General features: G+C 44.3%; 8 protein-coding genes. All 8 read right to left on the bottom strand.

The features are described from left to right. Window positions 1–33: 33 nt before the first annotated feature. Window positions 34–495, bottom strand: a complete 462-nt coding sequence (locus Pan241w_RS25485) for an alpha/beta fold hydrolase (protein ID WP_145221445.1) — start codon at window positions 493–495, stop codon at window positions 34–36. Between the two features lie 1,133 nt (window positions 496–1,628). Next, complete coding sequence (locus Pan241w_RS25480; RefSeq protein WP_145221442.1) at window positions 1,629–2,375, bottom strand: PilZ domain-containing protein; 747 nt, start codon at window positions 2,373–2,375, stop codon at window positions 1,629–1,631. A 223-nt stretch (window positions 2,376–2,598) separates the two neighbouring features. Next, window positions 2,599–5,652, bottom strand: coding sequence for a bifunctional diguanylate cyclase/phosphodiesterase (locus Pan241w_RS25475; protein WP_232107502.1), 3,054 nt, complete (start codon window positions 5,650–5,652; stop codon window positions 2,599–2,601). A 1,229-nt stretch (window positions 5,653–6,881) separates the two neighbouring features. Then, window positions 6,882–7,403: a hypothetical protein gene (locus tag Pan241w_RS25470; RefSeq protein ID WP_145221436.1), complete on the bottom strand. Its 522-nt coding sequence runs from the start codon at window positions 7,401–7,403 to the stop codon at window positions 6,882–6,884. Window positions 7,404–7,679: 276 nt separating this feature from the next. Then, on the bottom strand, window positions 7,680–8,069 hold the full coding sequence (locus Pan241w_RS25465; RefSeq protein ID WP_198000151.1) for a DDE-type integrase/transposase/recombinase: 390 nt from the start codon (window positions 8,067–8,069) through the stop codon (window positions 7,680–7,682). A 335-nt stretch (window positions 8,070–8,404) separates the two neighbouring features. Then, window positions 8,405–8,632 carry a transposase gene (locus Pan241w_RS25460; RefSeq protein ID WP_390620964.1) on the bottom strand — a complete coding sequence of 76 codons (228 nt, stop codon included), beginning with the start codon at window positions 8,630–8,632 and terminating at the stop codon, window positions 8,405–8,407. Window positions 8,633–8,943: 311 nt separating this feature from the next. Beyond that, window positions 8,944–10,308, bottom strand: coding sequence for a sigma-54-dependent transcriptional regulator (locus Pan241w_RS25455; RefSeq protein WP_145221427.1), 1,365 nt, complete (start codon window positions 10,306–10,308; stop codon window positions 8,944–8,946). A gap of 405 nt (window positions 10,309–10,713) precedes the next feature. Next, window positions 10,714–11,952 (bottom strand): sensor domain-containing diguanylate cyclase, encoded by a 1,239-nt coding sequence (locus Pan241w_RS25450; RefSeq protein WP_145221424.1) that lies wholly within the window; start codon window positions 11,950–11,952, stop codon window positions 10,714–10,716. Between the last annotated feature and the right edge of the window lie 625 nt (window positions 11,953–12,577).

Below are 12,577 nucleotides of genomic sequence, written 5' to 3'. Positions count from 1 at the left end.
TCGCTTCCACATTTTGGCATACTAACCACCACGTTACCCCACGTGGTTAACCCAACCCCAGATGGGTCCCATTTCCGCGCCAAAGTGGGTCCGCTTTACACGCCAATCTCCAAACTCGGTTAAGTTTCCCTCAATGTTTATGAAATTGGTAACTCTTTCTGTTAGCTCTTTACACATGCGAGTTGCTATGTCACCTCCCATTGAATGGCCTACCAATACGATCTGTGGCAAACCAAGGTGATCTACTAAATTCCAGAGACGAGCAATATGAGCATCAAAACTATAATCTTTGGCAGCCGAACTTCGTCCGTAACCAAGGAGATCTGGTATAACTACATTCATGCCATGCAAGCAAAGTTGAGTTGCTAATTCTTGGAATGAAAGACCTGAATCACCTAAGCCATGAATGCATAAAACGGTTGGCTGGTCTGGTAAAATCACAGAATGTCTTGCATACATCCAGTCATTTTCTATCGGAAAGATAAATTCTTTCACCTGGCTTTTCCTTATTCAGTAAAACCGCAACTTGGAAAGTGAAGTAAGTTTATCGCAGTAGCTTGACCTTCCTTTCTAACTGGGATTTTAATCTGTAGAAGATTAAATCAATTGCTAGAATTGTAAGTTCTAATGAGAAGCAACAAAAGAAAAATGTTTTGGATCAATATGATTCGTCCAGATTGAGTTGTTTTGGAGCAGGGGGACGAGAGAAAGTCTAGTAGAAGAAGGACTATAAACATATTCGATTCATATTCTCAAAATGACCATTTCAAGTCCCCCCACTTATCCCCCCACAAATGCAAAAAATCGCACCAAAATCAAAGCATTGTCAAAAAATGGTGAAAGCTAAAACCCTACGAAAATAGGGGTTTTGTGAAGCGTCATCAAAGCGTGATTTTAGCCCTAAGCGATTACGAAACCGAAGGTTGCAGGTTCGAACCCTGCGGGGTGTACTTCATATCTCACGCTGAGAAAACTACTTACACACCCAAGGCCTTCGTCACCCCGACGAAGGCCTTTCGCATTCCCCCCACTTATCCCCCCACTAATGTGAGTGAGTTATCACGCAGGCTCGGCCGATGGCAGTATTGCTGTACTGCTCAGCCAGCCTGGCGAGATCCCGGTTGGTCGGTCTGAACCATTCACTGTCTGTTTCGATCTGATATTCCATTGGCTGTGGGTTAATTACCCAGCCTCGCCGCTCTTTTGTTGGCACTTCATTTCGGTCTGACGAGACAGAATTCGATTTACTGAAAACGAATTCAAAGCAAACTGCATGAGGAATTCAGTGAGTTTTGTTTGTGTAACTCGTCATTTACGGCCCTGTAAAATTAAAACAACGTTTTCTGACATAGTCGTCTTCCGAGCAAGTTGTAGCTGCGGGATACGCGTTTGTGATAGACAAAACAAGAGAGGGCGAGTTTCCCAAGAATCACCTTCTCAATCGGAGAGCTTCTAGCCCGATTCGATTGGATACCCATCATCAAATTTGGACAATTCGAGGATTAGAATTCCTCAGCTGTGATCTCCCGCACATGAGTAGGGCCCCGTCTTCACCTCGTAGGCTTAATTCGTTCAATGGCGTAATGAATGCAACGCGCATTCTAGATTAGGGTTAGAGATTATTTTTCTCAGGCAATATTGTCGTCATGGTGCGTCTCCTCGTGCAAAATGAATTCTTGATATCCAGCTCCCTCCATCACCGGTTCTCGGAGATTTACGGGAGTTCTCACTTTAATTAATTTGCCTCCACTCGAAAGCTTTCCATCCGGCTGATGGTGCTGCCATAACAATTTGGCAAATATCGAAACTGTTTCAGCATTCTGCAGATTGAACATTAACATCACAAGCCCCGACGGGATCGGTTGGTCGTGGATCAACCCTACGCCGCCTGAAGAGATGTCCCGTATGTAGGCAGTGAACGTAGTTTGTCCGTTTTCGGTTGATAGACTCCCACTGTCATCTAGAGGCTGCACTTGGACCGGGTGATAAAACGGCAGTCGCGTTTCGTCGCGTTGTTCGACTCCTTTTCTCTCTCTATTGCGATGGCCCTCTCCGTCTTCGGCAATTCTACGTAGCGCTGTATTGATGAGGTCCTTTATCGCTCCGTTTTCAGCTGCGAACCTATTCAGGTAGCGTTCGATGTGCCGGTCCGTGATTATTCGTTGCTTTCGTTGGCGATTTACTTCTCTCGCCTGCTGCCCAACTCCCAACCCGACTGCCGAAACTAAGCCGAACAGACCGACGTTCGTCCAAAGCTGCGTGAGAGTTGAATCTAGTTGCGGCCCCCAACCTGCCGCTAATAGACACAGGCTGAACCAGCCGATTAGAGTTGTTAATGATATTCGTTCCGAATTGTATGCATCAGTTCCGAACATAATTAATTTCTTTCTGGTGCCGAATTGTAAGATTGACTCTGCCCTAGCAGAGAGAATTCATGTCAAAGGCATTTGCGCAAACGAAGTTCAGTTAGAAGGCTCGGCGAGATGGTTTGTGAATTAATAAAGAAAACGTGACATTCGGGATCACCATCAGATTAATGAGCCACGCCGTATTTGGCCTTCAAGTACTTCATCGAGAATTCCAGACATTCCAAGAGCATCAAAGATTCGACAGAGTTGCAGTAGCCATCAATTCATGTTGATCAATTTGTGATTCGTTAAGCAATAATGTGTGTACGTCGTCAGGTGGCAGAGGCTTCGCAATAAAGTAACCCTGCATAAAATCACACCCAAGAGCTATGAGTCGTGCCATTTGGTCTTTTGTTTCCACGCCTTCAGCAACGACGGTCATCCCCAGATTGTGGGCCAGGTCAATAGTGGTGTGTACAATGTGCGAGTTCCGCTTGTGTTGGTCGGTACCGCTGATAAATGAACGGTCAACCTTCAGAGAGCTAAAGGGAAACAGCTGGAGGTGACTCAGAGACGAATAGCCCGTTCCGAAATCATCTATTACCAGGCGAACCCCTTGCTCATGCAACTTCGTTAAAACAGCTAAGGTTAGTGCGGTATTTTCAATGGCAGCATGTTCCGTGATTTCCAAGTACAGATTGTCTGCCTTGATGCCGGTCTCGTCAATAATTCGAAGAGTTTTTTCGATAACGTTAGGCTGTATAATTTGTCTGGGTGAGAAATTCACGTTGAGAGTCAGTGCAGTGGCAGTAGGGAATTGATTCTGCCATTCACGCAGTTGGCCGCATGCTGTCTGCATTACCCACCAGCCAACCGGGATCATCAATCCACATTTTTCCGCTACGTCGAGGAATTCTGATGGTGGTATGATCCCACGCTCTGGATGCTCCCAACGCAGCAGTGCTTCGAAACCGACAATCGTCATCGTCGTCAGCGATATAATAGGCTGATAGAATACCCGAAATTCCTGGCGATTGAGGGCTTGTCTCAGTTGATTTTCTAACGTCAGGGTTATTTTAGAATTGGTGGTCATCTCGGAGGTGAACAGCTCGAAGCGTGAATTCCCTTGCGACTTGGCTCGATACATGGCCGTGTCAGCGTCACGCAGGATATCGTCCGCGCTATGGTGTTCAGCAGTACTCACGGCAATTCCGATACTGGTGCTCGTAAAGACCTCTTCACCTTCCAAATTGAACGGTTGCTGCAAAGCTTCATGAATACGCTCGGCAATAAGAATCACATCATTGACATCAGTGAAATTCTCAGCCAGCACGGCAAACTCGTCTCCACCAAGACGCGCTACGATATCTGTTTCTCGTATCGCTTTCTGTAACCTTTGCGCCGTCTGCACCAGCAGATTGTCTCCAGTCAGATGCCCCAGGCTGTCATTGATGGTCTTGAAGCGATCCAAGTCAAGAAACAGAACTGCAATCGAATAATCGTTGTTTCTCTTATATCGCTGGATTGCCAACTCAAGTTGCTTGACGAACAATGCCCGGTTAGGCAGATCTGTCAGAGGATCATGTAAGGCATCATGTCGTAGCTTTTGCTCCAACTGCTTACGTTCAATGGCGACGCCAGCCATTTGTGCCGACGATTCTAGCAACGTCGCTTCGTCGGTGAGAGGACCACGTGGCTCCTCGCAGAGCATGCAAAAAGCTCCCAGCACCTTGCCCTCTGACTCAATAATCGGTTGAGACCAGTAGGCCCTCAGCCCATCCGCCAACGCCAGGTTATGGAAGTCACCCCAAAGTGGGTCGCTCGTGAGATCATTCATAACCACGGTTTCTCGAACGTCAGTTGAGGTAAAATTGGTTCCCGCGCAGGGTTTAACCTCAAGATTGTTGAGCGCACGTTGCAGCTTCTCTGAAAGGTTTGGAGCGGCACAGACTTGCAATCGTCCAGTATCTTCTTCAATCAACATGACTGAACACCGTATCTCAGAAACTTGTTCCTCCACAATCTGGCACAGAAGCGTGAGCACGCTGAGTAACGAATTGCCAGAGTAAATCTGATGGATTATTTCATTCTGACCATCCTTCAGTCGCTCTGCGCGCTTGCGATCGGTGATATCACGAGCCGTCGCAATCAGAATCGGTTTATCAGTTGAGGAATCCAAGGCCTGGAAAAGGATTTCGACGGGGAAATCCGAGCCATCTTTGCGGCGGTGCACAGTTTCAATTACCCCCTTTTTCTCCTGTTGCGAGGAAATCACTTTGTCGAACCGAAGCGCCAACTCATCACAGGTGATATTAGTTTTGATGTCCCCTGGCCCCATGGTGAGTAGTTCCTCACGAGAGTATCCCACACTCGCACAGGCGGTTGCGTTCATGTCAATGAATCGCATCTTATTCCGGTCGATCAGAAAGACGGCATCGGCCGAACAATCCAGGGCTGTCCGAAAGAGTATTATTTCTTCTTCTGCGCGCTTACGCTCAGTAACATCGCGAATGGATGCGGTGACGAGCACTCCAGAGTCTGTCCGCAGAGGCCCCAGGCTGACCTCAATGGGGAACTGACTGCCATCTTTCCGTAACCCGTAGAGATCCGCCGATTTTCCCATGGGGCATACCTTGGGGTTCGAGAAATACCCAACATGTTTTTTCTTGTGGATGGCACGAATGTCTTCAGGAATGAGAACTTCGACAGGCTCCCCAATCAATTCTTCTTGTGAGTAACCGAATATACTTGTCGCCTGCGTATTCGTCAGGATTATCTTTCCATCCTGGTTACAAATCACCAATGCATCAGGAGCGCACTCCAGTAGCCCTCGATACTTCTTCTCTGACTCCTTATATTTTCGAGCATTCCAGTACGCAGCGATGATCGTCGAAAAAGTGGTAAACAGTGGTTCCAGATTCTTCGCCAGCGATTCGTCGTATCCACCCCTACGATTCGCCATGCCAACCATGCCAATCAGTTTGCCATCGTGAAACAGAGGCATTCCTAGAAACGACTCGATCAACGGGTGACCGAGAGGCAGGCCTCCGCTACGCACGTCATTCGCCGTATCGTTTGTCAGTACATACTTGCCAGTCGTGAGTACTGCTCCAAACAGGTTCTTGAGATTGAAGAAATCAAGACCGTTCGGCGAGTGTTCCACAAAATACTCAAGAGATTTCTGGTTCCAGGCAATGTTGGTGACGGCCCGCATCTTGAAATACGGGTCGCCTGCATCTGTGTAAAGAATATCTCCGATAAAGCCATATGAGCTTTGACTCGTTTTGATAAGATGCGAAAGCATCTTGTCGTAAAACATGAGTGGTGGCTCATCCGAGGTAAACTGCGACTGTATCAATCGGATCGTATCCAAAAGATCAATTTCTGCGATTGTTGGAGGCTGTCGCCTGTCCGCTGTTCTATCATCGTTGCGTTTCTTCATTCGTACTCTCACTATTGAAACTGCTTAGTCAGATAAGTGAATATGAAAGAGTAGGCTATAGAGCGAAACTGTCAATTTAATGAATCAAAAACAGATAATTGTGACAACAGGTCTCACAAGAGTGTTTCTTTTGTGACGTCATGACACGATCTATTTGTCGGACCGATCAACTTCTTGACAAAAAGCAATTCGCGAACGAGGACTTCAGATGCAAATCATTAGGTCAATCGCATGTAGACTGTTTTCGAAATGAGAAATTAGTTGAAGGGCGGAGTTGCAGCTTCTGCAAATAACGAGTGTAAAATCCCCTTGAACCGACATTTGGTATCGAAAACCAAGGGCTCTCTTTCAGTGGAAGATGTGGAATCACGAGTCCATACCATGTCCATGCGCAAGAGATAACCTGAGGACGACCGACGAAAACGAAATCATTGGAGGGCGTCCACTTTTAACTGTCAATTCATTTCAGTAAGATGAAGCCGCGATTGATCAGTGGCGAAAGTCATCCGAAACACCTCTCGCCGTTTGGGCTCGAATTTGTTCGCTAAACTCGTTGAGTGCCGGATAGTATTCGTTGCCTCAGACGTAATTTTGTGAGACTGTGCGAAGAGAATATTTGCGACTGTCATAAAAGCTGATAAAGGTAAGTCTCTGAAGTTCCCCAGAAATAGTGGTCTGTTTGAGCATCCAGAAACGTACTTCGTCTATCGCCGTCTGCACATCCTAATGCATTAGGGAGGCTTCGGGTTAATTATATACCGGCTTTACTTCAATGAAGGCCTGCATGATGCGGATCCGAAACTCCCCGCCAGCACAAAAACTTCGCCGTGAGCGTTCTCCTCCCCGATTGTCCAGGAAATCTTGAGAATGGATTTCATGTTCGACCAGCGGTATTATGGACAAAGGTTCTGGATCCTGACAGTCCGGCCAGACGGGATGAATCTTTCGCTCGTCATCCCATGAGAAATTCATCACATCACTGATGCGAAATGCACCTTCCCAGAGTATCTGCAAAACGAATCTCTAGGAATCCGCTGGTTGCTTACCTACGATTTCGGGAGTCACCTTGATCATTTTTTTGAATTGCGCTGCTATCCCCAGACGACACAATTGGGGTCTATCTTAAATCCGCACTCAATACAGACTGGCTTATTCATTGATATGATTCCATCTTTGCAGTGGGGGCACACATCAGAATCGAGTAGGATCTTACATTCTTCTCCCAATTTAATCCCACATTCCGGGCAGGTACGTTTTTTCCATTTGAACCCCCAGTCATTCCAGCAGCTTGGACAGAAGTCTTGAGGAACGACATGTATTTCACCATCGATGACATATTTCTGCGGTGATGCATCGTTCCAGGTGCGAAATATTTCTCCACTTTCAGTTGTTGATATACCGGTATTCAACAGTGGCAGAATTCGTTCCTCTTCCCAGTCAATTACATCTATAATGCAGTTGATGGTGATTCCATATCGTTTGTCTAGACTTTGAATAAGTTCCATCAATTGAGATCGAGTTGTTTCAAACTCAGATGATTCCAGTAAAACGGTAAGTTTATCGGAAATTAGGTTTATAAATTCTTTGGATTGTTTCCATGAATTTGGCGTCATTATTATTTCCTGGTAGCAGAATAATTTTTGAGAGATAAAAAGAAAATATATCGCGATCTATAGTCTTTGCTATGTATTAACATTGACTCAACTAGGCATTTATACCGACATAGTATCAATGCCCTGAGAAATTGTTAAGGACAATTTTATCCAAAATAAATCTTTGATAATTTATCATTTGCAAGTAGCATGAAATCATAGTCAGAAGAAGCCATCTATTTTGAGTACTCAATCGTTCACATGTAGGTGGGAAGCATCTCAGCCATGTCGAGTCAATCATGAAATACAAATCAGCAGTTCGATGTGACACAAAATGAAAACGCGAAATCGACTGTTGAAACTTTCCGAATAACCGTTTTCCCAGGGAGCCCCTGGCTCGATATACAACGAATTGATTCCCAGTTGACTCAGCCAACGCCGAATCGCTTTGGAGACAAATTCTGGACAGTTGTCACTCCGGACGCACTGTGGCACTCCTCTGGAAGAAAACAGTTCGGCCAGAGTATCAATCACATCCTCGCTGCGAATACTTCGATCTACCTTCAAAGCCAGACATTCCCAGGTGAACTCATCGACAATGGAAAACCATTTCAGGGAACTGCCCGATGAGGTCCGGTCAAATATAAAGTCCCAGCACCAGACATGACCTTTCTGCTCTGGCCGCAACAGGTGACAGCCATTTCGGGAATCACCGAGCCTGCGACGTTTTCTCTTCTTTTTAGGTACTTTCAGCCCTTCCCGACGCCATAATCAATACACACGGGTGAAACTGGCCTGCCAGCCTTCTCGCTGCAACAGACTGGCGATACGGCGATAGCCGAATCGGGGCCGTGATCGAACCAGCTCATACATGCGTTTGACCAGGGAGGGCTCATCACTACGAGGGCTCGACTGGTAACGCTGAGTGGAACGGGGCTGATCCAGAACAACACATGCTCTCCGCTCAGAAACATGAAACTCATTCTGGATCGCTTGAACGGCGGCTCGTTTTCGGGAAGGGCTTACCAGTTTCCCTCCGAGATATATTTCAGCATCTTGTTGTCCAGAGACAGATCGGCGACCAGTTTTTTCAGTCGTTTGTTCTCGTCTTCCAGCTGTTTGAGACGCTTGGCTTCTACCGATTTCATGCCGCCGTACTGCTTCCGCCAGCGCTGGTAAGTTGATTCACTGACTTCGAGGACCTGCAGCACGGATGCCAGATCTTTGCTGGCATTCAGCATCGCATCCACATCACGCAGTTTGCGGACAATCTACTCGTGGTTGTGACGTTTTCTTCGCTTGTTCATCAAAAGTTCTCCTCGTCAAAAGGACGCTAAGAACCTTCATAACAACTGGATCAGTTTTTGAAAAGCAGACCAGTCCCAGAACGCAACAGAACCGACATTCTGAAATCTAATCCCATCCCAAAGCCCCCGGACGACACACTGCCTTACTCTGTTTTGATGGCTTTAGAAGTTTTGACCGCCCCCAACTTTGATCCAGTTGGTTGTCTAACTATCAAGCTCTTGAACTGGGAAAGAAAGTCTATCAGTTTAAAAGTCTAATCTGAACCTCGAAAATTATTTCTATCATCCAGAATTCGATATAGTGTTTTACGTTGCATTCTGAGTGTTCTTGCAGCAGCAGCTTTATTTCCACCACAGCGTTTGACGACTTCTTTAATAATTTGCTGTTCAATCGATTTCAGATCGCCATTGAGGGGAACAGAGATTAGATCGTTGTTCTGAGTAGATATTGGATGTTGAAGTTGCTTTAGTTCGTTTGTGATAACAGAGCTCTCGCCCAGTAATACAATTCGAGATAGCATCGTTGCCAGTTCCTGAACATTACCGGGCCAATCATAGTTGATTAGGGATTCCCAGACATCATTGTTAATTCGATGCCGGTACTCATCCAGATTCCGATTCCAAGCATAACTAAGCTGTTCCAGAAGGTGAATTCCTAATGGTTTGATTCCATCACGTCTTTCTCGAAGAGGAGGAACTTTGATTGGCATAAAGTTCAAGTAATCATAAAGACTTCTGTGAAAGTTTCCTTTTGAAACTTCTTCCTTAAGTTCAACTGTAGTTGATGCAATTAATCTAAAAGAATAGTTGTTTGAGTGAGTCGACCAGGGGGTCCTGATACATCCATCCTCAATCATTCTTACCAGCTGTTTTTGTTCAATACTTGGCAACTGCTCAATATCTTCTAGGTAGATTGTTCCCTTCTGAATGTTTTTAAGTGAGCGCTTTTGTATCAGCGTCTTCAAAACGACATTACCAAATTTATGATTCAGTTCGCTGCTGACCGCCGTTGAGCAATTGATATGCGAAAATGGTTCGTTATCATCTTGACTTTTTTGATGAATGAGCCTTGCTAATGTTTTTTTGCCAACTCCAACTTCTCCCTCCAACATAATTGGTACCTCAAAGAGAGAGATTTTCTTTATTAGCGAAAGAACTTTCTGCATGGAGATGCTAGCAGCAACGAAATTTTCTAGTGGAAGCTCATTTTTTTCACATGCATTTTTTTGTTCCAATTGCTTGTTGGCTTGAGAGATACTGAGGGCACGCTGCAGAGAATAGATAATTTGCTGTTGGTTGAATGGTTTAGTGATGTAATCGCAGGCCCCCAAACGCATCGCATTGATAGCAGATTCGAGTGTACCAAATCCCGTCATAATCACTGACGCGATATTTGGGCAAAGATTGAGTGCTTTGTGGAGCAGACTGATACCATCGTCATCGGGAAGTTTTAAATCGATGAACATAACATCAACAGAATCAGTTTTTAAATATTCCAAACCTTCATTTGAACTGGACGCTAACAGAGCCCTCTTTCCTTCATTAAGAATAAATTTCCTAACAAGATTTATAATATTTAAGTCATCATCAATAATCAGGACGGTTTCCAGATCTGCCATACGTTCTTCCTCCTGCAGGTAGAAGAGAACCACTGGAAAATAAAACGGATAAACTGTGCGAAAACTTGGGTGTGCCTGCAAAAAGTAAATAAGACGTGAGAAGACCAGATCAAATGAACAAAGCTTAAGCGTTGCTGCCTATCTCGCGAGTGTTCTTATTTACATATTACGAAGACGTTACCACAAGAGCAACAATTTGTATATAGGAATTATCATTGTAAGATGGTGATCTTTGGGCAAACTACTTTGAGAGTCCAGTGTGCTAGAGATTGATTTAAAGTTGTGACATCGCCAAAATCAGTTTCTTTTTTTTATTTAAGAATGAAAAAATCACAAAGTGATCGGGGAAACCATAAATAAAATCGTTTCAAAGTTTGAACAGCAGGCAAGGTGGCAATTCATTTGCTAAAGGCTGATTAATTCTCCGGAGAGAGTAACAACCCGGTTTCGTCCACCGTACTTTGCCTTGTATAATGCATCATCTGCTTCCGAAATTATTTGGAGGGGATCGTTATCGTTTTGTGGTTTCATCGTCGTCAATCCAGCACTGATTGTAACGACATCGGCGTTCAATGACTCCCTATGTTCAATACCCAGGTTTTCAATACCAAGACGTATTTGCTCGGCAATGCTTTGAGCAGCACGAATTTCTGTTTCTGGTAAAAGTACAACAAACTCCTCTCCTCCATAGCGAGCGATCAGATCACCAGGTCGCTTTATTATTCTTGTGATCGTTTCAGCTATTTTATTCAGACAAAAATCACCAGCAACGTGTCCATACGAGTCGTTGTAATTTTTAAAATAGTCCACATCGATCATGATCAACGAAATTACTGTCGAATGACGGATAGCGCGAAACCATTCTTTATGTAACATCTCATTAAATATTCTACGATTACATACACCAGTGAGGTCATCGTATGTAGCCAGATCTTCCAGGCGGGCATTTGCTCGTTGTAATTTGAGATTCAATTGATATAGCTCTTCATACACTTTGCCCTTTTCGATGATTGAAGCAAGTTGATTTGCTATTTGCTTAAATATGCTGATGTGTGTCTCCCTGTAGGCGTTTGTCAAGAAACTGGAAAAGAAGATAAATCCGATCGGTTTACCCTGAACGACTAAAGGACAGGTTAAACTGGAACGTATCCCTTCCTTAACGATCAATTTTGTCGATGCCGAACAAGGATGTTCAAGGAGATATTTTTTGAGATTGTTTATAATTCGAGGATTTCCCGTTTCGAGTATTTGTTGAAGGCTGCTCCCCGCCATAAGAGCTTTAAATCCTCCTTTGAGATAGACTTGTTTTGCTTCAGACCGCTCCCAGTGAGCTCGCAATACACTCTCACCTTCTTCCAACATCGCCAGACCAATTCTCTCATAAGGGATGATATTACGAAATGAATCATATAATTGGTCTAGTATTTCATCTAAAAATAATCCCTCATTGATGTGAGTAGTGACTTCACTCAGTTTTTGCATCTCATCAAACTTTTTTTCAAGTTTTTTTGATAGTTCTAACAGCGCCATACCCAATCGTCCTAAGTCATCAACAGGCATTTCTCCTGATAATTTTCGAGGGAAATAACCTTCAGACATTTTCTCAATGACCGTTTCATATTCTTTGATTCGAGAATCACACATAGCTAATATCCTATCTGAAATATGTTCGTAACCAGATCTTAAACTGACTATCTCATTCGTGAATATAGCTCATGACTATCTGTATGTTGGGAACGGTTTCAGATTCATTTAAAGTGTGGCCTATGGTCTCGATCATAAAGTCCAAATGTCTCAAAATTGATTTTTCATTCACTGATTTGAGGGAATTTGCGAGTACTATACTCAAAGTGTTTTATACTCATTAATGCGGGCTTACTGCGGAGATAGATGATCTTTCATTTTCTGGGATGATTTTATTTGGTGTATGTTTTGACTGAAAATATCTTGGTCTTATCGTCAATACATATGCCTCAATAGAACGTGAATTACTTTGCTGAATTCAAAAATCTATGATTCTTATAACTAACTCCTGAGGTAGGAGAGTGAGAATATTCACAAGGCAATACCAAGTTTACGAAAGGGAAATAGATGTTTTGCAATCCTTTGTTTGACTCAGGTAGAAACTCGTTGACAAACCTAATTGGCTGGCTCAGTTTGTGTCTCGTGGCAGCAGGATGGGGGGCGGAATTGGATACCACAATCCGGCATCTGTGGGCAAATATCGGGTTGTTCGGATTAGCTTCAATGATTGCATTGAAAGTTGTAC

This window comes from Gimesia alba (assembly GCF_007744675.1).
GTDB classification, from domain to species: domain Bacteria; phylum Planctomycetota; class Planctomycetia; order Planctomycetales; family Planctomycetaceae; genus Gimesia; species Gimesia alba.
Note: the sequence above shows the minus strand (reverse complement) of the source record. Positions and strands in the feature narration are given on the sequence as shown.

Bases quoted from the DNA above. Each gene is read 5' to 3' on its own strand.
- Pan241w_RS25480 (WP_145221442.1), bottom strand. From the start codon at position 2,375: ATGTTCGGAACTGATGCATACAATTCGGAACGAATATCATTAACAACT.
- Pan241w_RS25475 (WP_232107502.1), bottom strand. From the start codon at position 5,652: ATGCTTTCGCATCTTATCAAAACGAGTCAAAGCTCATATGGCTTTATC.
- Pan241w_RS25470 (WP_145221436.1), bottom strand. From the start codon at position 7,403: ATGACGCCAAATTCATGGAAACAATCCAAAGAATTTATAAACCTAATT.
- Pan241w_RS25455 (WP_145221427.1), bottom strand. From the start codon at position 10,308: ATGGCAGATCTGGAAACCGTCCTGATTATTGATGATGACTTAAATATT.
- Pan241w_RS25450 (WP_145221424.1), bottom strand. From the start codon at position 11,952: ATGTGTGATTCTCGAATCAAAGAATATGAAACGGTCATTGAGAAAATG.